Source organism: Streptomyces sp. NPDC003327, assembly GCF_053589515.1.
The window spans coordinates 34,683-59,591 of the sequence record NZ_JBSFSA010000020.1 but is presented as its reverse complement, the minus strand read 5'-3'; the positions used below and the strand labels follow the sequence as shown (position 1 = coordinate 59,591).

Annotated in this window: 19 protein-coding genes; 11 read left to right on the top strand and 8 right to left on the bottom strand. The window is 74.3% G+C overall.

Translation table 11 applies throughout. The features are described from left to right. Nucleotides 1-35: 35 nt before the first annotated feature. Nucleotides 36-2,276, bottom strand: coding sequence for a glycoside hydrolase family 9 protein (locus ACWDVG_RS17795; RefSeq protein ID WP_451700161.1), 2,241 nt, complete (start codon nt 2,274-2,276; stop codon nt 36-38). A gap of 351 nt (nt 2,277-2,627) precedes the next feature. Here ACWDVG_RS17795 and ACWDVG_RS17790 point away from each other — a divergent pair, with 351 nt between their 5' ends. From ACWDVG_RS17790 to xdhC, 5 genes are all read left to right on the top strand, one after another. Beyond that, nucleotides 2,628-3,764: a GH12 family glycosyl hydrolase domain-containing protein gene (locus ACWDVG_RS17790; protein ID WP_451700160.1), complete on the top strand. Its 1,137-nt coding sequence runs from the start codon at nt 2,628-2,630 to the stop codon at nt 3,762-3,764. A 32-nt stretch (nt 3,765-3,796) separates the two neighbouring features. Beyond that, the gene (locus ACWDVG_RS17785; RefSeq protein ID WP_451700159.1) at nt 3,797-4,915 is read left to right on the top strand and encodes a lytic polysaccharide monooxygenase; all 1,119 of its coding nucleotides are present in this window, start codon (nt 3,797-3,799) and stop codon (nt 4,913-4,915) included. A gap of 445 nt (nt 4,916-5,360) precedes the next feature. Then, nucleotides 5,361-6,875, top strand: a complete 1,515-nt coding sequence (locus tag ACWDVG_RS17780) for a xanthine dehydrogenase small subunit (RefSeq protein WP_451700157.1) — start codon at nt 5,361-5,363, stop codon at nt 6,873-6,875. Further along, nucleotides 6,872-9,325 carry a xanthine dehydrogenase molybdopterin binding subunit gene (xdhB, locus tag ACWDVG_RS17775; RefSeq protein WP_451700156.1) on the top strand — a complete coding sequence of 818 codons (2,454 nt, stop codon included), beginning with the start codon at nt 6,872-6,874 and terminating at the stop codon, nt 9,323-9,325. Before ACWDVG_RS17780 ends, xdhB begins: the two co-directional genes overlap by 4 nt. Before the next feature lies 1 nt (nt 9,326). After that, nucleotides 9,327-10,136 (top strand): xanthine dehydrogenase accessory protein XdhC, encoded by an 810-nt coding sequence (gene xdhC, locus ACWDVG_RS17770; RefSeq protein WP_451700155.1) that lies wholly within the window; start codon nt 9,327-9,329, stop codon nt 10,134-10,136. A gap of 69 nt (nt 10,137-10,205) precedes the next feature. Here the strand turns inward: xdhC and ACWDVG_RS17765 are convergent, their stop codons facing one another. From ACWDVG_RS17765 to ACWDVG_RS17750, 4 genes are all read right to left on the bottom strand, one after another. Further along, on the bottom strand, nt 10,206-11,396 hold the full coding sequence (locus ACWDVG_RS17765) for a cytochrome P450 (protein WP_451700154.1): 1,191 nt from the start codon (nt 11,394-11,396) through the stop codon (nt 10,206-10,208). A 186-nt stretch (nt 11,397-11,582) separates the two neighbouring features. Further along, complete coding sequence (locus tag ACWDVG_RS17760; protein WP_451700153.1) at nt 11,583-12,191, bottom strand: hypothetical protein; 609 nt, start codon at nt 12,189-12,191, stop codon at nt 11,583-11,585. Then, on the bottom strand, nt 12,188-13,909 hold the full coding sequence (locus tag ACWDVG_RS17755; RefSeq protein ID WP_451700152.1) for a protein kinase domain-containing protein: 1,722 nt from the start codon (nt 13,907-13,909) through the stop codon (nt 12,188-12,190). Before ACWDVG_RS17755 ends, ACWDVG_RS17760 begins: the two co-directional genes overlap by 4 nt. A 115-nt stretch (nt 13,910-14,024) precedes the next feature. Then, nucleotides 14,025-14,948, bottom strand: coding sequence for an NADP-dependent oxidoreductase (locus ACWDVG_RS17750; RefSeq protein ID WP_451700151.1), 924 nt, complete (start codon nt 14,946-14,948; stop codon nt 14,025-14,027). Between the two features lie 127 nt (nt 14,949-15,075). Here ACWDVG_RS17750 and ACWDVG_RS17745 point away from each other — a divergent pair, with 127 nt between their 5' ends. Further along, on the top strand, nt 15,076-16,146 hold the full coding sequence (locus ACWDVG_RS17745; RefSeq protein WP_451700150.1) for a GlxA family transcriptional regulator: 1,071 nt from the start codon (nt 15,076-15,078) through the stop codon (nt 16,144-16,146). A 45-nt stretch (nt 16,147-16,191) separates the two neighbouring features. Here the strand turns inward: ACWDVG_RS17745 and ACWDVG_RS17740 are convergent, their stop codons facing one another. Beyond that, nucleotides 16,192-17,085 (bottom strand): SDR family oxidoreductase, encoded by an 894-nt coding sequence (locus tag ACWDVG_RS17740; RefSeq protein WP_451700149.1) that lies wholly within the window; start codon nt 17,083-17,085, stop codon nt 16,192-16,194. Between the two features lie 176 nt (nt 17,086-17,261). Between ACWDVG_RS17740 and ACWDVG_RS17735 the strand changes: the two genes are divergently transcribed. After that, nucleotides 17,262-18,470, top strand: a complete 1,209-nt coding sequence (locus ACWDVG_RS17735) for a YihY/virulence factor BrkB family protein (protein ID WP_451700148.1) — start codon at nt 17,262-17,264, stop codon at nt 18,468-18,470. A 132-nt stretch (nt 18,471-18,602) separates the two neighbouring features. Here the strand turns inward: ACWDVG_RS17735 and ACWDVG_RS17730 are convergent, their stop codons facing one another. Continuing rightward, nucleotides 18,603-19,862: a serine hydrolase domain-containing protein gene (locus ACWDVG_RS17730; RefSeq protein WP_451700147.1), complete on the bottom strand. Its 1,260-nt coding sequence runs from the start codon at nt 19,860-19,862 to the stop codon at nt 18,603-18,605. Between the two features lie 182 nt (nt 19,863-20,044). Next, nucleotides 20,045-20,926 carry a TetR/AcrR family transcriptional regulator gene (locus ACWDVG_RS17725; RefSeq protein WP_451700146.1) on the bottom strand — a complete coding sequence of 294 codons (882 nt, stop codon included), beginning with the start codon at nt 20,924-20,926 and terminating at the stop codon, nt 20,045-20,047. A gap of 118 nt (nt 20,927-21,044) precedes the next feature. On the opposite strand from ACWDVG_RS17725, the gene ACWDVG_RS17720 reads away from it, so the two are divergent. The 4 genes from ACWDVG_RS17720 to ACWDVG_RS17705 all read left to right on the top strand — a co-directional run bounded on the left by ACWDVG_RS17720 (nt 21,045) and on the right by ACWDVG_RS17705 (nt 24,861). Further along, nucleotides 21,045-22,115, top strand: coding sequence for an AraC family transcriptional regulator (locus ACWDVG_RS17720; RefSeq protein ID WP_451700145.1), 1,071 nt, complete (start codon nt 21,045-21,047; stop codon nt 22,113-22,115). 5 nt (nt 22,116-22,120) lie between these two features. Beyond that, on the top strand, nt 22,121-22,525 hold the full coding sequence (locus ACWDVG_RS17715) for a nuclear transport factor 2 family protein (RefSeq protein WP_451700144.1): 405 nt from the start codon (nt 22,121-22,123) through the stop codon (nt 22,523-22,525). Between the two features lie 98 nt (nt 22,526-22,623). Further along, nucleotides 22,624-23,520, top strand: coding sequence for an alpha/beta hydrolase (locus ACWDVG_RS17710; RefSeq protein ID WP_451700143.1), 897 nt, complete (start codon nt 22,624-22,626; stop codon nt 23,518-23,520). A gap of 186 nt (nt 23,521-23,706) precedes the next feature. Continuing rightward, nucleotides 23,707-24,861, top strand: coding sequence for a S1 family peptidase (locus tag ACWDVG_RS17705; protein ID WP_451700142.1), 1,155 nt, complete (start codon nt 23,707-23,709; stop codon nt 24,859-24,861). Nucleotides 24,862-24,909 lie beyond the last annotated feature (48 nt).

Sequence of the window (24,909 nt, the reverse complement as noted above, 5' to 3'; positions counted from 1 at the left end):
CGGGTGGCACCGGGCGGGCCGCTTTCCGCTCCGTCTCAGCGCTGGTCGGCCACGTAGGAGGCCATCCAGGTCAGGGCGGAGTTCCAGTTGATGGTGAGCTCGTTCGTCGACCAGGACTGGATGTCGTCGATGAAGCAGAACTGGCCGGTGCACCCCTGGAGTTTGGCCTGCGCGAGCGGGTCCTGGATGCTGGAGTTGGGGCCGCCGGAGAGCGAGCCGGCGGGCGGGCGGGGCAGGGCGGGGTCGAGCTGGTGGGCGTACCAGCGGCTGTGCTGGTTCTGGGCGCTGACCTCGCCGTAGCCGGTGACGTAGGAGACGTTCAGGGCGTTGCGGCCGAGGACGTAGTCCATGCTCTGGACGGCGCCGTCGCGGTACTTCGCGGCGCCGGTGAGGTCGTGGGCGGTGGCGAGGACGACGGCGTTGTTGAGGATCTGGTGGGTGGAGCCCCAGTCGTACCGCTGGCCCTCGGGGGCGTACGGGATGCCGTAGGGGTGGGCGCGGAGCGTGGCGAGGTAGCGGTCGGCGCCCGCGCGGACGGAGCGGCGGACCTGGTCGCGGCCGGGGAGGCTGTTCGGGACGGTGGCGAGGTCGAGCCGGGCGGGGACGGCGGTGCGCGCCCAGTCGAAGCTGATCGGCCCGAAGATGTCGGCGGTGTGGACCGGGGAGGCCAGGATGTGGTCCCGGAACTCGCGGCCGCCCGTGGTCAGGTAGAGCTCCGTGGCCGCCCAGTAGAACTCGTCGGTGACGTCGCGGTCGGCGTAGGTGCCGCCGCCGATGCCGTCGCTCTCCGAGGCGAGGACGTCGGGGTGGGCGAGGGCCGCGGCCCAGGCCTTGCGGGCGGCGGCGAGCGCGGTGGCCGCGAACCGGGGGTCGTACGCCTTGTAGAGGCGGGCCGCCTGGGCGGCGGTCGCCGCGAGGTTCAGGGTGGCGGCGGTGGTCGGCGGGTGGAGTTCGCGCTTCTGCGGGTCGTCGGCGGGCAGCAGCGGCAGGCCGGTCCACTGCTCGTCGTGGATCTTGTGGTGGGCCATGCCGGCGAGCGGCTCACCGTCCGGGACCTGCATCTTGAGGAGGAAGTCCAGCTCCCAGCGGACCTCGTCGAGGAGGTCGGGGATTCCGTTGCCGCTCTCGGGGAGGGCGAGCGTGGAGTCGCCCAGCTTGCCGGGCTGTCCGGTGCGGGCGAGCCGGGCGCGCTCGTAGGTGCTGAGGAGCTGCCAGACGGAGATGCCGCCGTTGACGACGTACTTGCCGTGGTCGCCCGCGTCGTACCAGCCGCCGCTGACGTCGAGCGTGTAGTCGCAGACGCCGGGCTGGCAGGGGACGTCGACGTCGCCCTGGTTGGGGGTCACGCCGACGTGGCCGGCCGCGCGGCCGTATCCGGGCCGCAGGTCGTCGCGGATCTCGGTGCCGCTGCGCTGGGTGTAGTAGAACTTCGCGGCGTCGAGGCGGAGTCGCTCGTACGCGGCGGTGCCGATGTCGAAGGGGCGGCTGGTCTCGCCGTCGGCGACCAGGGTGAGGCCGGTGGCCGCGGTGCGGTGGGCGCCGAAGTCGATCGAGTGGACGTTCTGTCCGGAGGAGGCGTCCGTGCCGCGGGGCACGGTCCAGCCGCGCGCGACGACGGTGCCGGCCGCGTTCCTGAGCTGCCAGGGCAGCCGCTCGGTCGCCTCGGTGACGAGCGTCGCGTTCTTGGGGCCGCGGGGCAGGTAGCCGACCTGGTTGACGCGGACCCGGGGGCCGGTGTCGGGCTCGTACCGCTCCGGCGGCACCCCGCCGAGCAGGGACACGTCGTCGAGGCAGAACCGCCAGGGGTCGGCGCCGCCGCCGAGCTGGAAGGCGACCTGGCCCTGGGCGGTGTCGACGGGTGAGGCGAAGGTGTAGGTGTACGTGTTGCCGGAGACGCTCAGCTGGGGCGTGACCTCGTAGTACGCGTCGTAGGGCGCGACTTGGAGGCCGACGACGGCGCGGACCGAGTGGCCCTCGGGGGCGCCCGTCGCGTGGAAGCTGAAGCGGTACGACTCGCCCTTGACGAGCGTCAGGTCGTTCTGGCCGACGGCGGCGTCCCAGCGGTTCGCCGTGCCGCCCGGCACGTCGGCGCAGAGGCCGCCGCCGGACGGCCCGGCGGTGACGCCGCTCGTCCACCAGGACTCGGTGCCGGCGTCGAAGGTGCCGTTTCTGACCTGCTCGACCTCGTCCGCCCCCGCGGGACCGGCGGGCACCGCGGTGAGACCCGCCGCCAGCAGGGCGGTGAGGGACAGCAGGGCGGTTCTGCGTCTGTTCACTTCGTGGGCTCCTCGTGAGGGGGCGGAGCGGCAGGGAGACGGAAGCATCGCGATGGGAGCGCTCCCATGCTGCCGGAGGACATGTTCGCGGTCGAAGCGCGGAGCCGTCAACGGGGTGGACGGGACGCGTCCGAAGGGTTGTCAGGGACACCTCTCGCTCCTACAGTGCCCCCGAAGCGTGAGGTGGGAGCGCTCCCAAAGGCCGTCGCGGCGTTCCCCGTTCGGGTTCCGCTCGCTGCCGCTCCGCGCCGCTCGACCTCACCGCCGGCCGCTCGACCCGGACCGCTGACCGCCGGCTGCTCGACCCCGACCGATCACCGCTGACCGCTCACTCCCAGAGAGGCCCCCCGCATGCGAGCGTCACCCCACCGCTCCGGAACCGCGCGCGGCGTGCTCGGCGCGCTGCTCGTCACCCTGGCCACCGTCGCGGCCCTCATGACCGCCGCACCGGCAGCGCAGGCCGAGACCCTGATCTGCGAACAGTACGGCTCCACCACCATCCAGGACCGCTACGTCGTCCAGAACAACCGCTGGGGCACCGCCGCCGCCCAGTGCGTCACCGCCACCGACACCGGTTTCCGGGTGACCCGGGCCGACGGCTCCGTGCCCACCAACGGCGCCCCCAAGTCGTACCCCTCGGTCTTCAACGGCTGTCACTACACGAACTGTTCGCCGGGAACCCGGCTGCCCGCGCAGATCAGCGGGATCGCCGACGCCCCCAGCAGCATCTCGTACGGCTTCGTCACGGACGCCGTCTACAACGCCTCGTACGACATCTGGCTGGACCCGACGCCCAGGACCGACGGGGTGAACCGGACCGAGATCATGATCTGGCTCCACAAGGTCGGCCCGGTCCAGCCGATCGGCTCGCAGGTGGGCACCGCCACGGTCGGCGGGCGCACGTGGCAGGTGTGGACGGGCAGCAACGGTTCCAACGACGTCATCTCCTTCGTCGCCCCCTCGGCCGTCGCCAGCTGGAGCTTCGACGTCATGGACTTCGTCCGGGAGACCGTCACCCGGGGCATGGCCCAGAACAACTGGTACCTGACCAGCGTCCAGGCCGGGTTCGAGCCGTGGCAGAACGGCGCCGGGCTCACGGTGAACTCCTTCTCCTCGACCGTGAACCTCGGCACCCCCGACCCGGGAGAGCCCGGTCCCGGCGAGCCCTCACCGGCGACGGCCTGCAAGGTGACGTACGCGACGAACGTCTGGCCCGGCGGCTTCACCGCCGAGGTCGCCGTCGCCAACACCGGGACGGTGGCGCTCGACTCCTGGAACCTCGCCTTCACCCTGCCTTCCGGGCAGCGCGTCACGCAGGCCTGGAACGCCGCCGTCACCGGGACCTCCGGGGCCGTGACGGCGACCGGCCTCGCGCACAACGCGCGGATCGCGGCGGGTGCCACGCAGTCGTTCGGATTCCAGGGCACCTACAGCGGCTCGTTCGCCCGGCCGTCCGGATTCACCCTCAACGGCACCGCCTGCACGTGACCAGAGGCGCACCCCACACACAGGAGGCACCCGTGGCTCGACGCAAGAAGCGACTGCTCTCGCTGGCAGCGGTCCTCACGACCCTGCTCGGCGGACTCGGCCTGGTCCTGCTGGGCCAGGGCAGCGCGCAGGCCCACGGCGTCACGATGACGCCCGGGTCGCGCACGTACCTCTGCTGGCTCGACGCCAAGACCAGCACCGGCTCCCTGGACCCGACCAACCCCGCCTGCCGGGCCGCGCTCGCCGAGAGCGGCCCCAACTCGCTCTACAACTGGTTCGCCGTCCTCGACTCGAACGCGGGCGGCCGCGGCCCCGGTTACGTCCCGGACGGCACGCTGTGCAGCGCCGGCGACCGGTCGCCGTACGACTTCACCGGCTACAACGCCGCCCGCGCCGACTGGCCCCGCACCCACCTGACGTCCGGGCGGACGATCCAGGTCAAGCACAGCAACTGGGCCGCGCACCCGGGCTCCTTCCGGGTCTACCTGTCGAAGCCCGGCTACTCCCCCACCGCCGAACTCGGCTGGGACGACCTGGAGTTGATCCAGACCGTCACCGACCCGCCGCAGACCGGATCGCCGGGCACCGACGGCGGGCACTACCACTGGGACCTCCCGCTGCCCGCGGGCCGCTCGGGCGACGCGGTGCTGTTCATCCAGTGGGTGCGCTCGGACAGCCAGGAGAACTTCTTCTCCTGCTCCGACATCGTCTTCGACGGCGGGAACGGCGAGGTCACCGGCATCCGCGGCTCGACCCCGACCCCCACGCCCACCCCGACCCCCACTCCCACGCCCACTCCGACCCCCACGCCCACCCCGACTCCCACGCCGACCGACCCGCACACCGGCTGCATGGCCGTCTACACCGTGACCAACTCCTGGACCGGCGGCTTCCAGGGCTCCGTCCAGGTCATGAACCACGCCACGACGGCGCGTGACGGCTGGGCCGTACGGTGGACACCCGGCCCCGGCACCCGGATCAGCAGCCTCTGGAACGGCGCCCTGACCACCGGCACCGACGGCACGGTCACGGTCAGGAACCTCGACTACAACCGCACCCTCCCGCCGGACGGCAGCGCCACCTTCGGCTTCACGGCGACCTCGACCGGCAACAACCACCCGGTCGGCTCGATCGTCTGCGTCGGCACGTAACTCCCCGCCAGGACGCCGGTTCCCGCCGCGCGCGGGAACCGGCGTCCTGGCCTGTCGGGGGTGACGCGGGAGAGCCGTCCGGTGCGGGAGACGCCCTTGACCCCCCGTGGCGTCAGCCACTACCTTGCGGTCGACGTCGGCCCGCGACGACCGGAAGGAGGCGACCGACCATGTGCACCACTGATCTGAGTCGCCTCGCCCACATCACGGTCTGGGTTCCGGGCCGCATCGCGCACGGCTGCTGACGCGCCGTTCCGCCGCGCCCCTCTCTTGAGCGCACGCGCGGCGCCTTCCGGGTTTTCCGTCATCCCTTCCTGCCGGTACGCCGCTGACGCGTGCCGTCGCGCGCCCGTTCGCGAGACGTGGCGCCGCTGACCAGAGAGAGCTGCCCGACCTTGGCGAACATGATGAATCGACCGATCCAGCACGGAAGCGAGGGCCCCTCGTGGTGACGGCGCGGATCACGGTCAACGGGACCGAGACGCCCCTCGCTCCCGCCCCGGCGCACACCACGGTGCTGGACTTCCTGCGCGAGCGTGGTCTCACCGGTACGAAGGAGGGCTGCGCCGAGGGCGAGTGCGGGGCCTGTGCGGTGCTGGTGGCCCGGCCCGGGGTGACGAAGCCCACCGACTGGGTGGCGGTGAACGCCTGTCTGGTGCCGGCCGCGGCGCTCGACGGGCAGGAAGTCGTCACCTCCGAGGGGCTCGCCCGGGCGGGCGCGCCCGGAGAGGCGCCCGCCCTGCACCCGGTGCAGGAGGAGATGGCGGTCCGCGGCGGCTCGCAGTGCGGCTACTGCACGCCGGGCTTCGTGTGCAGCATGGCCGCCGAGTACTACCGGCCCGGCCGGTGCGCGCACGGTGCGGCGGCGGAGAGCGAGGCGGTGGCCGAAGCGGGGGCGGGGACCGAGGCGGGGGCGGAAACGGGGGCCGACGCCGAGCACGGGCCGAACGGCTTCGATCTGCACGCGCTGAGCGGCAACCTGTGCCGCTGCACCGGCTACCGCCCGATCCGCGACGCCGCGTTCGCCGTCGGCGCGCCGGACGAGGAGGACCCGCTGGCGCGGCGCCGCGACGAGGCGCCGCCGACGCCGGTCGCCACCGTCTACGCGCAGGACGGGAGCGAGTTCCTGCGCAGGAGCACCCTCGCCGAGACGCTGGAGCTGCTGCGCGAGCGGCCCGACGCGGTGGTGGTCGCGGGCTCCACCGACTGGGGCGTGGAGGTGACGATCCGTTCCCGGCGGGCGCGGTGCGTGGTCGCTGTCGACCGGCTCCCCGAGCTGCGGGAGCTGCGGGTCGGCGGTGACGCCGTCGAGATCGGGGCGGCGCTGACGCTGACCGAGATCGAGCGCCGCCTCGACGGGCGGGTGCCGCTGCTGGCGGAGCTGTTCCCGCAGTTCGCGTCCCGGCTCATCCGCAACGGCGCGACCCTCGGCGGCAACCTGGGCACCGGCTCCCCCATCGGTGACAGCCCGCCGGTGCTGCTCGCGCTGGAGGCGTCGGTGGTGCTCGCCGACGCCGACGGGGAGCGGGAGGTCCCGCTCGCGGAGTACTTCACCGGCTACCGGCAGAGCGTGCGCAGGCCCGGCGAGCTGATCCGCGCGGTGCGCGTTCCGCTGCCGCTGTCGCCGGTCACGGCCTTCCACAAGATCGCCAAGCGGCGTTTCGACGACATCTCCAGCGTGGCGGTCGCCTTCGCGCTCGACGTCGAGGACGGGCTCGTCCGCAAGGCCCGCATCGGTCTCGGCGGCGTCGCCGCCACCCCGGTCCGGGCGCTCGCCACCGAGGCCGCCCTGGAGGGCAGGCCGTGGACGGCGGAGACCGTCGAGGCCGTGGCCCCGGTGCTGCGGGCGGAGGGCACGCCGATGGACGACCACCGCGCCAGCGCGGGCTACCGCTCCGCGATGCTCGGGCAGAGCCTGCTCAAGCTGTACGCGCAGACCACCGAGGCGGTTTCCCGATGAGCCAGTTGTCCCAGCGGCCCGAGAAGGCCGTCGTCGGCGTCCCGATGCCGCACGAGAGCGCCGCGCTGCACGTCACCGGCGCCGCGCTCTACACCGACGACCTGGTCCAGCGGACCAAGGGCGTGCTCCACGCCCATCCGGTGCAGGTCATGAAGGCGCACGGCAGGATCACGGCGCTGCGGACCGAGCCCGCGCTCGCGGTGCCGGGCGTGGTCCGTGTCCTGACCGGCGCCGACGTGCCCGGTGTCAACGACGCCGGGATGAAGCACGACGAACCGCTCTTCCCCGACGTGGTGATGTTCCACGGCCACGCGGTCGCCTGGGTGCTCGGCGAGACGCTGGAGGCGGCCCGGCTCGGCGCGGCGGCCGTCGAGGTGGAGCTGGAGGAGCTGCCCTCCGTGATCACGCTGCGGGAGGCTATCGCGGCGGAGAGCTTCCACGGCGCCCGGCCCGTGATGGTGACCGGCGACGTGGACGCGGGCTTCGCCGACTCCGCGCACGTCTTCACCGGTGAGTTCCACTTCTCCGACCAGGAGCACTTCTATCTGGAGACGCACGCGGCGCTGGCCCACATCGACGAGGGCGGGCAGGTGTTCGTCCAGAGCAGCACCCAGCACCCTTCCGAGACGCAGGAGATCGTCGCGCACGTGCTCGGACTGCACAGTCACGAGGTGACGGTGCAGTGCCTGCGGATGGGCGGCGGCTTCGGCGGCAAGGAGATGCAGCCGCACGGGTTCGCGGCCGTCGCCGCGCTCGGCGCCCGGCTGACCGGCCGGCCCGTCCGGGTTCGGCTCAACCGCACCCAGGACCTCACCATGTCGGGGAAGCGGCACGGGTTCCACGCGTCCTGGCGGATCGGCTTCGACGCCGACGGACGGATCCGGGCGCTCGACGCCACCCTCACCGCGGACGGCGGCTGGAGCCTGGACCTGTCCGAGCCGGTGGTGGCGCGCGCCCTGTGCCACATCGACAACACGTACTGGCTCCCCAACGCCCGCGTGGCCGGGCGCGTCGCCAGGACGAACAAGGTCTCCAACACCGCCTTCCGCGGCTTCGGCGGACCACAGGGCATGCTGGTCATCGAGGACATCCTCGGTCGTTGCGCGCCCCTGCTCGGCCTGGACCCCATGGAGCTGCGGGAGCGCAACTTCTACCGGCGGGGCCAGTCCACGCCGTACGGGCAGCCGGTCCTGCACCCGGAGCGGATCTCCGCCGTGTGGGAGCAGGTGAAGGAGAACGCCGCCGTCGCCGAACGGCGGCGCGAGATCGCCGCGTTCAACACGGCGCACCCGCACACCAAGCGGGCGCTCGCGGTCACCGGCCTCAAGTTCGGCATCTCGTTCAACCTCACCGCCTTCAACCAGGGCGGTGCGCTGGTGCTGATCTACAAGGACGGCTCGGTCCTGATCAACCACGGCGGCACCGAGATGGGCCAGGGCCTGCACACGAAGATGCTGCAGGTGGCGGCGACCGCGCTGGGCGTCCCGCTGCACAAGGTGCGCCTGGCCCCCACGCGTACGGACAAGGTGCCCAACACCTCGGCCACGGCCGCGAGTGCCGGGGCGGACCTGAACGGCGCGGCGGTGAAGAACGCCTGCGAGCAGCTGCGCGAGCGGCTGTCGCAGGTCGCCGCCACCCGTCTGGGGGTGAACGCCGCGGACGTGCGCATCGTCGAGGGCGTCGCGCGGGCCCTGGGCGGTGAGGCGGAGCTGGCCTGGGACGACCTGGTGCGCACCGCCTACTTCCAGCGCGTGCAGCTGTCGGCGGCGGGTTTCTACCGCACGGAGGGGCTGCACTGGGACGCGAAGGCGTTCCGGGGCTCGCCGTTCAAGTACTTCGCCCACGGCGCGGCGGCGGCGGAGGTGGAGGTGGACGGCTTCACTGGGGCCTACCGCGTCCGGCGGGTGGACATCGTGCACGACGTCGGCGACAGCCTCTCGCCGCTGATCGACATCGGTCAGATCGAGGGCGGCTTCGTCCAGGGCGCGGGGTGGCTCACGCTGGAGGACATGCGCTGGGACGCGAGCGACGGGCCGCACCGCGGCCGGCTCCTCACCCAGGCCGCGAGCACCTACAAGCTGCCGAGCTTCTCGGAGATGCCCGAGGAGTTCCACGTCACGCTGCTCCGGAACGCCACGGAGGAGGGCGCGGTCTACGGCTCCAAGGCGGTGGGCGAGCCTCCGCTGATGCTGGCGTTCTCGGTGCGGGAGGCGCTGCGGGAGGCCGTGGCCGCGTTCGGGCCGGGCGGCGTCGCCGTCGAGCTGGCCTCGCCCGCGACGCCGGAGGCGGTGTACTGGGCGATCGAGGCGGTCCGGCGGGGCGGTGCGGGCCGGGGTGCCCTCCGTGAGGGGGGTACGGACGCGGGTGGTGCCGACCCGGGCGGTACGGTGCCGGGCGGCACGGCCCCGGGCGCGGTCCGCGGTGACGCGGAAGCGTTGAGCGGTGCCTGACATGACGTGGGTCGCCGCGGTCGCGCGGCTGCGGGCACGCCGGGAGTCCGGCGTGCTCGTGACCGTCGCGACCGTGCGCGGCCACGCCCCGCGCGACGCCGGCGCGAAGCTCGTGGTCGGGCGGACCGGGACCTGGGGCTCGATCGGCGGCGGCAACGTGGAGGCGGTGGCGATCGACCGGGCCCGCGAGATGATCGCCGCCGCCGAGGGCGCGCCGGAGCTCCTCGACTTCGCGCTCAACGACAAGGTGAGCAACCGGCACGGCGTGCAGTGCTGCGGCGGCACCGTCTCGGTGCTGCTCGAACCGCTGGCGGTCGTACCGGCGTTGGCGGTGTTCGGCGTCGGGCACGTCGGGCTCGAACTGGCGCGCATCATGGCGCGTCAGGACCTCGACCTCCATCTCGTCGACAGCCGCGCCGAGATGCTCACGGAGGAGCGGCTCGCCGTCCTGGCGGACGCGGTCGCGCAGGTGCACGTGCACCACACGCCGCTGCTGCCCGAGGAGGTGCTGGAGGAGCTGCCGCCGGGCACCCACGTCCTGATCATGACCCACGACCACGCCGAGGACGCCGCCCTGTGCGACGCCGCCCTGCGAACGCCGGGCCTCGGTCCGGTGGGGCTGATCGGTTCGGCGGCCAAGTGGGTGCGGTTCCGGAAGAGGCTCCTCACCGAGGGGGGCCACGACGCGGCGGCCGTCGACCGGATCAGGACGCCGATCGGGCTGGGCGACCTCACCGGGAAGGAACCGGCGACGATCGCCGTGAGCGTCGCCGCCGACGTGCTGCGCGCGTTCGAGGCCGAGGGCCGCTGAGCCCCCGGCCGCCGTGCCGGGCGGGGGCCGACCGGGCGCGTCGCGGGTGGCGTGCGGGTGGGGCGTCCGTCAGGCGTCCCAGGTGACCGGCAGACTCTTCACCCCGTAGATGTCCGCCGTCTCGGGACGCAGGGCCACCTCCTCGGCCGGCACGGCGAGGCGCAGCGTCGGGAAGCGGGCGAGGAGCGCGGAGAAGGCGACCCGCATCTCGACGCGGGCCAGCTGCGCCCCCAGGCACAGGTGGATGCCGTGCCCGAAGGCCAGGTGCCCGCCGGACTCCCGCCGGAGGTCGAGGGCGTGGGGATCGGTGTATCGGTCGGGGTCGCGGTTGGCGGTGTGGTACGAGAGGACGACGGTCGTCCCGGCCTCGATGGTCTGGCCGCCGATCTCGACGTCCTCCAGCGCGGTCCTCATGAAGGACTTGGCGACGGTCAGGTACCGCAGGAGTTCCTCGACGGCCCGGTCGATCAGCGTGGGATCGTCGCGCAGTGCGGTCAGTTGCGCGGGGTTCCGCAGCAGCGCGAACGTGCCGAGGGAGAGCATGTTGGCGGTGGTGTCGAATCCGGCCGCGAGGAGGATGAGGCTGATCCCCCGCAGCTCCTCGTCGGTCAGGTCGCTGTCGGTGAGTTCGCTCAGGATGTCGTCGGTGGGCTCGGCGCGCTTGGCGGCGACGAGTTCCGCGAGGTAGGTCTGGGTCGCGGTGTAGGCCGCGATCAGCTCCTCCTCGCTCGTCTCGCCGTTCATGAAGGTGTCGATCTGCTCCTGGAAGGAGTCCCGGTCCTCGTAGGGCACGCCGAGGATCTCGCAGATGACGATGGTGGGGATGGGCTTGGCGAACGCCGTCACCAGGTCGGCCGTCGGCCCGTTCGCCTCCATGGCGTCCAGGCAGTCGGCGGTGATCCGCTCGACGCGCTCGGTGAGCAGGCGCATCCGCCGCGCGGTGAACTTGCCCACGAGCGGCTTGCGGTAGCGGCTGTGGTCCGGCTCGTCCATGAGCAGGAACTCGCCGGGCGGCGCGGGCGGGAGCTCGAAGTCGACCACGTTCAGGAGGTCCTTGCGCGCGCTGAAGCGCGGGTCCGCGAGCACCGAGCGGACCAGGTCGTGACCGGTGATCAGCCAGCCGGGCTTGCCGCCGGGGTGGGTGTAGCGGCTGATGGGGCCGTGCTGCCGGGCCTCCGTCAGCTCGGCGGGCGGGTCGAAGGGGCAGCCCGGCGGGCGCTCCGTGGGCAGCGCCGTGACGGTGTGGACGGATGCGCTCATGGCCGTTCCTCGTCTCGCGACATCGGTTGTTCACGTCACTGGAAAGCTACGTTGCGTTCGCTGAACGGTCAATGCGCTTCTTCGCATAAGTGCTGGTAGGGCGCGCAATATTGGGGCAATGACGGTGGCAGTGAAGGCAATGACATGTTGCAATGAAACGTTAGACCCCGGGGCCGGCGAGCGAGGTCAGCCGCAGCGGTAGGTGAAGGCCGCCTCCGCGGCGGGCGCGCTCGGCGAGGTGATCACGAGGCGGGCCACGGCCTCGTGGGTGCCGACCCCCTGGAAGGTCCAGAGCAGGTGGAGCCGCGCCTCCCGCTGTCCGCGCGCCACCTTCTCGCGCAGGGTCGCGGACCGGGTGCCGTCGCTTCGCTCCCAGTGGTACGTCACGGTGCCGGGCCTGCCGTCGGTGCGCACGAGGCCCACCACGTCGGCGGTGCCGTCGCAGCCGGGCGGGCGCGCGGGCGCGGTGACGGTGACGTCCCGCACGGCCACCCCGGGGCCGTACTCCCGCCAGGCGAGGAAGACCAGGACGGCGGCCAGGATGAGGCCCGCGAGCGCGTACCGCCGCCGGGAGCGCGGACGGGCGGGGCGGGGCGGCGGGGCACCGGGCAGGGTGCCGTGCCAGATCTCCGCGGCGGTGGGGGTGTCGGCGGCTCGGCGGGCGGCGGCCCGGGTCACCCCCGGCCCGAAGCGCAGGACCTCGCCCTCCACGCGGTCGGGCGTCGGTGGCGGCACCGGCCCCTGGAACCAGTGGCTGCCCAGTTCGGTGGCGCTGTAGCCGTCGTCGTCGCTCATGTGATCACGCACCGTCGCGTCAGGATCTGCTGGAGGGAACCGCCGTTCGCGGCGGCCGGGTTCGTCGTCGCCCGCGCCGCCCAGGAGCAACCGGAGCCGCGGAACACATGCGGGAGCGTGAGGGTGTAGCGGGTGGCGCCCTCCCGCCGGACGGTCTCCGAGCCGTCCGGCGCACCGGGCGATCCCTGGTCGTCGCCGGTGAACCACTCGACGAGGAGCGTCACCGGCCCCGTCCCGTCCGTCGTGATCTCGACGGTCGCCTCGGCGGTGGCCGGCCCGGTCTGGCGCAGGCCGCTGACGGAGACCGCCTTCACGGAGACCGGCGGCGCGGTCGTCGGCGCGTCCGTCGTCGTCGGCGGGGCCGTGGGGGGCCGGGTCGTGGGGGCGGTCGGGGTGCCGGGGTACGGCGTGGTGGGCGGCGAGGTCGTCGTGGGGTCCGTCGGGGAGCCGCCGGGCTCGGTGGCCGGGCCGGGCGTGGAGGGCGGGTCGGTCGGCCCCGGTTCCGACGCCGTCGGCGGCGGTGTCGGTACCGCCGTCGGCGTCACCGTCGGCGTCGGGGCCGGGGTCTCGGGGACCGCGGCCGTCTCCGGTGAGGGCGTGCGTGGCGTGGTACTCGTCGTGGCGAAGGCCTCGGCGGCCCGGTCGCCTTCGTTCTCCTCTCCCCCGGCGCGGGCGGCGAGGGCGAGCAGCAGCGCCAGCACGAGCGCGGCCGCGCCCGCGGGCAGCCCACGGGGCCACCTCCACCAGGGGCGCGGGGGCAAGGACCCGGGCAGCGGGGGCCGGGGCTCCGGCAGCGGGGGCTCGGGCAGCCTCGTCGTGGCGAGGGCGGTGGTGCCCTCCGCCGTACCGCCGGAGGACGGGAAGAGCAGCGGCAGGAGCGCGGCCAGCGCCGCGAGCCGACCGCGCCCCCGCTCCTCCCAGTCCGGGCCGTACGCGGCGGCGGCGACGGTCTCCAGCTCGGTGACGAACGCGGCCGCGTTCCCGGGCCGCTCGTACGGGGCCTTGGCGAGCCCCCGGCGGATCAGCGGGCGCAGCGGTTCCGGCGCCTCCCCGTCGGGGACCGGCGCCTCCAGGTGCTGCAGGGCCAGTTCCGCGACGTTGTCCCCGGCGTACGGCTTGCGGCCGGTCAGGCACTCGAAGAAGGTCGCGGTCGCCGCGTAGACGTCGGCCGCCGGGGAGGCCGGGGCGCCGCTCCACTGCTCGGGCGCCATGTAGGCGGGCGTGCCCGCGACCCCGGGCCTGCTGTCCCGTCCCGCGGCGATCCCGAAGTCGACGAGCTTGGACGATCCGTCGGCGGCGACCAGGACGTTCTCGGGCTTGTAGTCGCGGTGGACGACGCCCGCCCGGTGCGCGGCGGCGAGGCCCAGGAGCGAGCCCTTGAGGACGACGAGGGCGGCCTCCGGGCCGGTCGAGCCCTCGCGGGCGAGCAGGGCGCGCAGGGCGACGCCGTCCACCAGCTCCATCACGATGGCCGCGCCCCCGGGAGCCTCGACGTACTCGTGGAAGCCCACGACGTGCGGGCTGTCGAGCGCCCCGAGCAGCCGGGCCTCGGACCGGAAGCCGCGCACGAACGCCTCGTCCGCGCGCAGCCGTTCGTTCAGGTACTTGACGGCCACCGGCACCCCGGTCGCGTCGTGCGTGGCGAGCGCCACGCGCCCGCTGCCGCCCGCGCCCAGCTCCCGGGACTCGGTGTACCCCGGGACCACCCATGCGCTCATCCCCGCCCCCTCGGCGTCCGGCCACCCTCCCCCAGAGGGACAGATTCTCGCCACGGCCGGTTCCCGGAAAGAGCCGACGTGGGCGGGGAGGGTGCGGGGCGCCCGGGAGAAGGCCTCAGGCGACCGTGAGGACGATCTTGCCCGTCGTACGGCCCTGCTCGCCGATCGTGTGGGCCTTCGCGGCCTCGGCGAGCGGCAGCACCGTCTCGACCACGGGGCGCAGCGCACCGCGCTCCACCAGGGCCGCGATCTCCCGCAGGCCGAGGTGGTCCGGCTCGACCAGGACCCAGGAGGCCCGCACCCCGTCCGGGGCGGCGGGCACGTCGTCCGGGCCCGGCAGGGTGATCAGCCGCCCGCCCTCGCGGAGCACCTTCAGGGACCGCTCGGCCGTCTCCCCGCCGAGGCCGTCCAGGACGACGTCCACCTCCGAGACCACGTCCTCGAAGCGCGCCCCGCGGTAGTCGACCACCTCGTCCGCCCCCAGCTCCCGCACCAGGTCGTGCTTGGCCGCGCTCGCCGTACCGATGACGTACGCCCCGCGGGCCTTGGCGATCTGCACGGCGAAGTGCCCCACGCCGCCGGCCGCCGCGTGGACGAGGACGCGCTCGCCGGGGCGGACGTCCGCCGTGTCGACGAGGGCCTGCCAGGCGGTGAGCGCGGCCAGCGGCAGCGCCGCGGCCTCGACGTGGCTCAGGGAGGCGGGCTTGGGGGCGAGGTGACGCGCCGGGGCCACCATGTACTCGGCGTACCCGCCGGCCTGGCGCGGGAACAGCGGCATGCCGAAGACCTCGTCGCCGGGGCGGAAGATCCCCACGCCGGGTCCGACGGCCTCGACCGTGCCGGAGACGTCCCAGCCGACGACCGGAACGGGCGCCCAGTCGATCAGGGCCCCGCTGGCGCGGGTCTTCCAGTCCACGGGGTTCACGCCCGCCGCGCGGACCCGCACCAGGACCTCGTTCAGGCCGGGCTCCGGGCGCTCCACCTCGCGCTCGACCAGCTCCTCCGGTCCGCCCCACTGCTCCACGACCACCGCACGCATCCGTCTGCCTCGTTTCCGTCTCGCTCGGTCGCGCCGCCGGAGGCTTCCGGCGGCGACGTGTCCACGATCCGGCACCCGGACCCTCCGCGGTATTGGCCGCCCGGCCACCATGTGACAGGATTTGGCCATGAACCGCACCGCAGCCGCGACACCGCACCGCGTCGCCGTGCTCGCGCTCCCCGGCGTCCCTCCCTTCGAACTCGGCATCCCGTCGCGGGTGTTCGGCAGCGCGAACGACTCCGACGGCCGCCCCTTGTACGAGGTCACCGTCTGTACGGCCGACGGAGCGCCGGTCCTCACCGACGCCGGGTTCGTCGTGCAGCCCGCCGCGGGCCCCGAGGCCCTCGCCGCCGCCGACACCGTGGTCCTGCCGCCCACGCACGCCATGCCCGAGCTGGGCCGGGGCGGCCCGCTCCCGCCCGAGGTCGCGGCGGCCATCGCCGGCGTCCGGCCGGGAGCCCGGCTGGTGTCGATCTGTTCCGGCTCGTACGTCCTGGCCGCCGCCGGGCTCCTCGACGGCCGGCCGGCCACCACGCACTGGCAGCTCGCGCCGGAGTTCCGCCGGGCCTACCCCCACGTGAAGGTCGACGAGGAGGTCCTCTTCGTCGACGACGGCGACGTGCTCACCTCCGCGGGCGTGGCGGCGGGCGTGGACCTGTGCCTGCACATCATCCGCCGGGACCACGGCGCGGCGACGGCCAACCGCGCCGCCCGCGTCTGCGTGGTTCCTCCCTGGCGGGACGGCGGGCAGGCCCAGTTCATCGACCGGCCGGTGCCGGAGCCGACCGTGGCCACCACCACCGACACCCGTGCCTGGGCCCTGGAGCACCTCGCGGAGCCGCTCACCCTGCCGCGGCTCGCCGAACACGCCCGGATGAGCCTGCGCTCCTTCACCCGCCGGTTCCGTGACGAGGTCGGCATGACGCCCGTGCAGTGGCTCACGGCACAGCGCCTGGAACTCGCCAAGCAGCTCCTGGAGACGACGGACCTGCCGGTCGACCTGGTGGCCCACCGGGCCGGGCTCGGCTCCGGGAACTCGCTGCGCGCCCACATGCGGACCGCGTTCGGCATTTCGCCGGCCGCCTACCGCCGCGCCTTCGGCGCCGGCGCCCGGCCGGACGGAGCCGCCCCGGCGACCGGTGCCACCCCGGGGGACGCCGGAGGCGGTCGGAGCGGCACGCGTGCGGCCCGCTCCTGAGGTCCCGGAGCCGTCCGCGCGGGCCCCGGAGCCGTACGCCCCTGGTCAGGGCAGGGGCTGGCCGCCCGTGGCGTTGACGATCTCGCCGGTGATGTAGCTGGAGGTCGGCGAGGCCAGGAAGACGTAGGCGGGCGCCATCTCCGCGGGCTGGGCCGCCCGCCCCAGGGGTGACTGGCTCCCGAAGTCCTCGACGTCGGGCATGGTCGAGGGGATGAGCGGCGTCCACACCGGCCCGGGCGCGACCGCGTTCACCCGGATGCCGCGCTCCGCCAGCATCTGCGCCAGGCTGTGCGTGAAGGAGACGATGGCCGCCTTCGTCATCGCGTAGTCGAGCAGCGGCGGGCTCGGCTGGTAGCCCTGGACGGAGGTCGTGTTGATGACGCAGCCGCCGCGCGGGATGTGGGCGAGGGCCGCGCGGGTGAGCCAGAACATGCCGTACAGGTTCGTCTTCATCACGCGGTCGAACTGCTCCGTGGTGATGGTCTCGATCCCGCCGGGCTGCGCCATCTGGTAGGCGGCGTTGTTCACGAGGACGTCGATCCGCCCCAGCTCGGACACCGCCGTCTTGACCAGCGCCTCGCACTGGCTCTCCTCGCGCAGGTCGCAGGCGACCGGCACGGCGGTGCGGCCCGCGTCGCGGACGAGGCGGGCGGTCTCCTCCGCGTCGTCCCGCTCCTCCGGCAGGTGGGTGAACACCACGTCGGCGCCCTCGCGGGCGAACGCCAGACAGACGGCCCTGCCGATGCCGGAGTCGCCGCCGGTCACGAGCGCCGCCCGGTCCGCGAGCACCCCGTGCCCGCGGTACGACTCCTCGCCGTGGTCGGGGCGCGGCCGCATCTCCTCGGTCGCGCCCGGAGGGTCCTGGCGCTGGTCGGGCTGCGGGGGGCGGGGGTGGAGCGTCTGCGGGTCGGGGACGCGGGGCTCTTCCTGAGAGGACATCCGGTGACTCCTGGGTTGCCGGTGAGGGGGTCGCGTCGGCGGTGCCCCCGGGATACGCCTACGGAGATCGACTACCCGGGGCCCGGCCCACCATCCGCCGCCGTTCGGGTCCTCCCCACCGGGCGGGCGGCCCGGCCCGGTGCGTAGGACGGGACGACGGGGGTACCCGCCCGGGCATGTCCGATCGCAACGCTCCCGCGAAGAACGGCGGGGAACGACACGGGGAACGACACGGGGAACGACACGGCGACCGACGCGGGGAGCGGTACGGGGAGCGGTACGAGGGACCCGGCGAGGAACGCCGACCCGCGGCCGACGAGCCACCGGAGCCCCGGGACGTGGGCCCGGGCCCCGCGATCGAGGAGCGCGCGCCCGACTCGCCCCTGCGGCTCCCCCGGCACGCCTGGGTCGCGGTCCTGAAGGGCTCCGTGCGGGAGTTCCGGTCCGACGAGCTGACGGACCGGGCCGCCGCCCTCACGTACTACGGCGTGCTGTCCCTCTTCCCCGGGATGCTGGTGCTCGTCTCGCTGCTCGGCCTCAGCGGGCGGTCGGCGACGGACCGGGTCCTCGACACCGTGCGCGACCTCGCACCCGGGCCCGCGCGGGACGTGCTCGGCCGGGCGCTGGAGAACGTCCAGGGAGGCACGGGCGCGGGCATCGTCATGGCGGTGGTCGGTCTCGCCCTGGCCCTGTGGTCGGCCTCCGGCTACGTCGGGGCTTTCATGCGCGCCGCCAACCAGGTGTACGACATGCCGGAGGGCCGTCCGGTCTGGAAGGTGCTGCCGATCCGGCTGGGGATGACGGCGGCGCTCATGCTCATGGCCACGGCGAGCGGTCTCATCATCGTCTTCACCGGGGACCTGGCGCGCCGCGCGGGGGACGTCCTGGGCGTCGGCGACACCGCGCTGACGGTCTGGTCGATCGCCAAGTGGCCGGTCCTGGTCCTGCTGGTGATCGTGATGATCGCGCTCCTGTACGGGGCGAGCCCGAACGTGAAGAGCAGGGGATGGCGGTGGGTCACCCCGGGCAGCGTCCTCGCGCTGCTGATCTGGATGGTGGCCTCGGCGGGGTTCGCGCTGTACGTGGCCGAGTTCGCCTCGTACAACAAGACCTACGGCACGATGGCCGGCGTCATCGTCTTCCTGGTGTGGCTGTGGATCAGCAACCTGGCCGTGCTCCTCGGTCTGGAGTTCGACGCCGAGGCGCTGCGCCAGCGGGCGGTCCTGGGTGGCCTGCCGCCCGACGTGGAGCCGTACGCCGAGCCGCGCGACACGCGCGCGTGGACCGAGGAGGACGTGCGGGCGGTGCGCGAGGGGGCGGAAGCGGACGGACAGCCCGCCCCCGGAACGGCCGGGCAGGAGCCGCGCACGCGTCGGGAGGAGTGACCGGGGAGCCGGTCGCGGGTTTCGGGGCGGTTGCCAGGGGCAGCCGCCCCGTTTTCGTACCGGAGGCGCCTCGTGCCCGGCACGCGCGACGCCCGGTCGTCCCGGACGCGTCCGGCCCGCGCGACGGGGGCGTCAGCCGAAGTCGGGGACGGGGTGGTCCGGGGCGAGGGCGGCGGCGACGCGCTGGACGATGAGGTGCGCCGAGTGGCCGCCGGGGGTGGTGGGGCCCTGGGTGGTCGAGACGGCGATCGCCAGGCGCCGGGACGGCAGGTAGGCCTGGGACGCGGAGTAGCCGAAGAACAGCGGGTGCTGGGCGATCCAGTCGCCGAGGACGAGTACGCCCATGCCGTAGTGGGTGGCCCGCGTGTTCGGGAGGCAGACCGTCGCGGGACACCGCTCGGTCGGTGTGCCGAGCCCCACCGTCCCCGGGTCGAGCAGCTCGCGCCGGGAGGCCGGGGAGAGCAGCTCGCCGGAGCCGATGCCCGCGGCCGACCGGTTCAGGTCGCAGATGTCCGTCGTCTCGACGGCGCCGGGCGCGGTGGTCCACGAGGGGTTCCAGAAGGTGGACTCCTCGTACGTCCCGCGGTCCGCCGTGAAGGCGTGCAGGACGGGCTCGGGGATGTCCGGCGTGAAGGCGTTCCGGGTCTCGCGCAGCCCGAGCGGGCGCAGGACCTGCTCCCGGAGCAGCACGTCGAGGCGGGTTCCGGTGATCTTCTCCAGGGCGGCGCCGAGGAGGACGAAGTTGGCGTGCGAGTAGTTCCAGTTGGTGCCCGCCTTGTACCAGCGCGGCTTGCCGGTCGCCAGGGCCACGAGCTCGTCGGCGGTCCACTGGCGGAACGGGTTCGCGACGACGGCCTTCTGGAACTCGGGCTCGCGGACGTAGTCGACGAGACCGGTGGTGGAGGCGGCCAGCATGCGCAGGGTGATCTTCTCGCCCTGCGGGAGGTCGGGCAGCCAGCGGGCGACGGTGTCGTCGAGGTCGACCCGGCCCTGGTCGACGAGGCGCAGGAGCGCGGTGCCCATGTAGCTGATGGCGATGTTCCCGTTCCGGAAGTGCATGGCGGGCGTGGCGGGCACGCCGGTCATGGACTCGCCGAGGGCGCTGGTCACGACCTCGCGGCCGTCGACGGTCACCCGCAGGATCACGGACGTGAGGCCCAGGTCCGCCTTGACCCGCTCGGCGATCCGGAGGACGTCCCGTGCGGGGCTGCCCCTCGGCGGCGGGGAGGCGACGCAGGGGCCGCGGTGGCCGCCGCCGTCGCCGGCCGGGGCCTCGGCCGGGGTGCCGGCCGGTTCGCCGACGGCCGTCACGGGGGCTCCGAGGGTGAGGAGCGCGGTGAGGGCGGCGATCGCGGCGCGGCGCGGCCGGGACGGGGAACGCGAAGGTCTCATGGCCGGAGTATCGGCCGGGGCCGGCCGCGCGGCGGCCGGGCCGCCGTCGACCCGCACGGACATCACCCGTCAGGCCCGGTGGCGCGGCCGTTCGGGGACGCGGGGGGGGATGGCGGGCCGTCAGAGGGGCGGCCGGAGTGTGGCGGCGCCCGCCTCTCCCGGGGACGGCGTCCCCGAGCGTTTCAGGGTGAGCGGCGAGGGGTGCCGGGCGGGTCGATCCGGGTCGCGATGCCGTCGAGGATCAGGTCGAGGCCGAGCGCGAAGTCGGCGTCGGAGGCCGAGGCGTCGGGCGCCTCCGGGCCGGGGACCACGGGATCGGGGACCACGGGGTGGGGGGCGTCCGCGTGGGAGGCCGAGGCGTCGGGCGTCTCGACCTCGGAGGCCGAGGCGTCGGACGCGCCCCGCGCGGGCGTCTCGAACACCGTCGAGGCGAACAACCGGGCCGTCTCGGGGAAGAGTCCGGGGTCCACGAGCCTCGCCAGCGCACGGCCGTAGGCCCCTTCGGCCTCGGCCTGGGCCTGCCCCTCGGCCCGGCTCCGGGCCAACTCCTGCTCCTGCCTGGCCGACTGGACGACATAGCCGCCGATCAGCGAGAGGGCGCCGAGCTTGTGGGCCCAGTCGAGCGGCGTCCGGGCGAGGATCGCGAGCGCCGCCTCCATCCAGGCGATCCGGCGGGGCCCCGAGGGCGGTCCGGCCAGGGGCAGACGGGCGAGCCACGGCCGCTGCCGGTACACGGCGCGCTGTGCCCCGGCCCAGGCACGGAGGCCCGCGCGCCAGTCGTCGTCGGCGGCCGCGGGGGGCGGGGCGCCGAGGGCGTGGTCGGCCATGAGGGCGAGGAGTTCGTCCTTGGACCCCACGTACCGGTAGAGGGACATCCCGGTGACACCGAGCCGCTCGGCGACCTTCGGGAGCGTCACGCCGTCGAGGCCGTCGCGGTCGGCGGTCTCCACCGCGGTGGAGACCACCCGGTCGACGTCGAGGGAGGCGGGGCGGCCGAGGCGTGCGGTCTCCGGGAGCCGCCACAGGCGGCGCAGCGCGGCCGGAACGGTGTCTTGGCTGGTCATGGCCCTCTCTCGACGCCCGGAGGATGCGCGCACATCATGCCGGAGCCCCCGGGGGTTCGCGTGATAGTTTCTCTGACAAATTAAAGACCTCTGCACCCCGGGAACGGAGTGTGACACGGTGATCGGAACGGTGTTCCGCAGCGAGGACGTCCCCGCCGCCGAGCGGCTCGACCGCTGGCGGGAGCTCATCGGCCGGACCAGGGCGACCGACGCGGCCACGAACCGGAGCGGCGGCTTCCGTGCCGACCTCCACCTCATGGAGCTGGGCCCGGTCACCGTGTGGCGGTCGTCCTCGTCCCCCGCGCGGCTGCGGCGCACCGCGCGTGGCGTCCGGCGCGCGGACGCGGACCTGTACCACTTAACCCTGATGGTCGAGGGCCGGCTGTCGGTGGTGCGGGAGGACGGCCGGTCCGTCGGCATCGGCCCCCGCGGACTCCTCGTGGACGACAACGCGCAGCCCTGCGAGGCCCGCGCCGCCGGGCTCCCCGCGGCCGACGGGCGCCCCGGCCTCGTCTCGGGGGTGGGGGTGGACTTCCCGAAGGCGCTGCTCCCCCTGCCGCCGGGGAAGGTCGAAGGCCTCCTGGGACGTGGGCTGCCGGTGGGCACGGGGCCGGGCGCCCTGCTCGCGGACTACCTGGCCGGCCTGGACCGGCAGGCCGAACACCTCCACGCCTCCGACGCGCCGCGGCTGGGAGCGGTCCTGCTCGACCTGGTGTCCGCCGCGTTCGCCCACACGCTGCGGGCCGAGGCCGCGCTGCCGCAGGAGACCCGGCAGGAGGTACTCGCCCGCCAGATCCGGTCCTTCATCAGGCGGAACCTGCACGACCCGGAGCTGACGCCGGGGGTCATCGCCGCCGCGCACCACATCTCCCTCAGCCATCTGCACCGCGTCTTCACCCGGCACGCGCACGGCGAGACGGTCGCCGCCTGGATCCGTTCGCAGCGGCTGGAGCGGGCCTTCCACGACCTGGCGGATCCGTCGCTGCGCGCGGTGCCGATCCACGTGGTGGCGGCCCGCCTGGGGATGCCGCGGGCCTCGGACTTCACCCGCGCGTTCCGGACGGCGTACGGGCTGTCGCCGAAGGAGCACCGGCTCGGGTCGGGGCGGCGCGGGACCGAGCCTGACACGCAGCGCCAAGGAAGCGCGGACGCTACGACAACACGGCCGGCCGGCGGCGCGGAAGGATGATCGGCATGGACCGACCGGACGTCATCGACACCTGCACCCGCATGGCCTGGTACGCCGACGCGCGCGACTGGGACCGCCTCGCCGAGGTCTTCGCCGACAAGGTGACCCTCGACTACACCAGCCTCAACGGCGGCGAGCCCGTCACCCTCGCCCCCGCGCAGATCGTCGAGGGCTGGCGGACCGGACTCGGCGCGTACGCCGCCACCCACCACCTCCTCGGCAACCACCTGGTCACCGTCGACGGCGACACCGCGGAGTGCACCGCCACCTTCCAGGCCACCCATCGCAAGACCGACGACACGCTGTGGACGCTGGGGGGCACCTACCGCTTCGGCCTGGTCCGCACCCGCGCCGGCTGGCGCATCGCCTCCGTGCTGATGACCGCGGTCTGGAGCGACGGCGAACGCTGACGCGGCCGACCGACGCGGCCGACCGTCACCGCCTCGCCCTCGCCCTCGCCCTCGCCCTCACCGACGGACCACCACCAGAACCGCTTGGGAGTACGCACATGACCCAGACACGCCGAGTGACCTTCGACAGCGCCGGCGTCACCCTCGTCGGCAACCTCTTCCTGCCGGACGACGCCGACGCGAAGGCCCCGCTGCCCGGCGTCGTGGTCGCCGGCACCTGGACCAGCGTCAAGGAGCTGATGGCCGACCGGTACGCCGAGCGGCTCGCCGCCCGGGGGTACGCCGCCCTCTCCTTCGACTTCGCCGGGTTCGGCGAGTCCGGGGGCGAGCCCCGGGACGTGGAGGACCCGGCCCGCAAGGTCCGCGACATCCACCACGCCGTGGGGTTCCTCGCCGCCGACCCCTCGGTCGACGCGGACCGGCTGGGCGCGCTCGGGATCTGCGCGGCCGCGATGTACATGGCCGACAACACCGCCCGGGACCCGCGGGTCCGCTCGCTCGCGCTCGTGGCGCCGTGGCTGCACGACGCCGGGATCTGCGAGGACGCCTACGGCGGCCCGGCGGCGGTCGCCGCGCTCGTGAAGGAGGGCCTGGACGCCCGGGCGCGCTTCGAGGCGACCGGTGAGGTCGCCTACGTGCCGGTGGTCTCGCCGACCGACGAGCGCGCCGCCATGCCGTACGACATCGACTTCTACCTCAACCCGGCGCGCGGCGGCATCCCCGCCTGGCCCAACCGCTTCGCCCTCATGGCGTGGGCCGACTGGCTCACCTACGACGCGCTCGCGCTCGCCCCCCGGATCGACCGGCCCACGCTGCTGGTGCACAGCGAGGACGCCGCGATCCCCGAGGGGGCGCGCCGCTTCCACGACGGGCTGGCCGGCCCCAAGGGCATCGTGTGGACGGAGGGCACCCAGTTCGACTTCTACGACACCGAGCCCCAGGTGACGAACGCCGTCGACGCCGTCGACGCCCACTTCGCGAGGACGCTGCGCTGAACCTGGCCCGCGGCGCCACCGGGCACGTCGGCGGCACCGGGCACGTCGGCGGCACGGACCTCTCTCCCGCGGCCGAGCGCGGCCGGATCCTGGTATGGACCTGACAAGCGGAGGGCGCTAGCGTGGCGGGCGGCGCTCGCTGAGAGCGCTCTCAGAGCGTTCGACTCCCCCACACCAGGAGGTCTCGTGAAACGCACCACCCCCCTGCGCGCCGCCGTCGCCGCCCTGCTCCTCGCGGTCGTCCCCGTCGCCGCCCACGTCGGCACGGCGAACGCCGCCCCGCTCCCCGACCCGGCCCCCGGCATGCCCAGCGCGTCCGCGGGACTGCTCGACGCCCTGCGGCGGGACCTGGGCCTCACCGCCGCCCAGGCCGAGGAGCGGCTGCGCGCCGAGAAGGCCGCGACCGCCGTGGAGCGGGCCGCCCGGCAGGCCACGGGCGGCGCGTACGGCGGCTCCTGGTTCGATCCGGCCACCGGCCGGCTCGTCGTCGCCGTCACCGACCGAGCCGAGGAGGCCGAGGTGCGGGCGCTGGGCGCGGACACCCGGCTCGTGCGGCACAGCGCCGCCGCCCTCGACCGCGCCAAGGCCCGTCTGGACGCGCTCCCGGCCCCGGCCGGGGTCGCCGGCTGGCACGTCGACCCGCGGGCGAACAGCGTCGTGGTCACGGTCGTGGGCGCCGAGCGCGAGGCCCCCGCCGTACGGGCCTTCGTCGACCGGGCCCGGGCCGGCGGGCCGGTCACCGTCGCCGAGACCGCCGAGGCGCCCCGTACGTACGCGGCGGGAACCGTGGGCGGCGACCCGTACTACACCGGCAACGTCCGCTGCTCGATCGGCTTCTCCGTGCACGGCGGCTTCGTGACGGCGGGACACTGCGGACGCGCCGGGGCCGCGGTGCGCGGCTGGGACGGGTCGGCCATGGGCACCTTCCAGGGCTCCTCGTTCCCCGGGGACGACTACGCGTACGTCAGCATCCACAGCGGCTGGTGGACGGTCCCCGTGGTGCTCGGCTGGGGCACGGTCCCGGACCGGCTCGTACGGGGCTCCGCCGAGGCGCCCGTCGGCGCGTCGATCTGCCGGTCGGGGTCGACGACGCGCTGGCACTGCGGCACCGTCCTCGCCAAGAACGAGACCGTCAACTACAGCCAGGGCGCCGTGTACCAGATGACGAAGACCAGCGTCTGCGCCGAGGGCGGCGACTCCGGCGGCTCGTTCATCAGTGGCGACCAGGCGCAGGGCGTCACCTCGGGCGGCTGGGGCAACTGCTCCTCCGGCGGTCAGACCTGGTTCCAGCCGGTCAACGAGATCCTCAACCGCTACGGTCTGCGGCTGCACACCGCCTGACCCGGCGCGGCCCTGCCGGCGACCGGCTCGCCGACAGGGCCGCGCCCA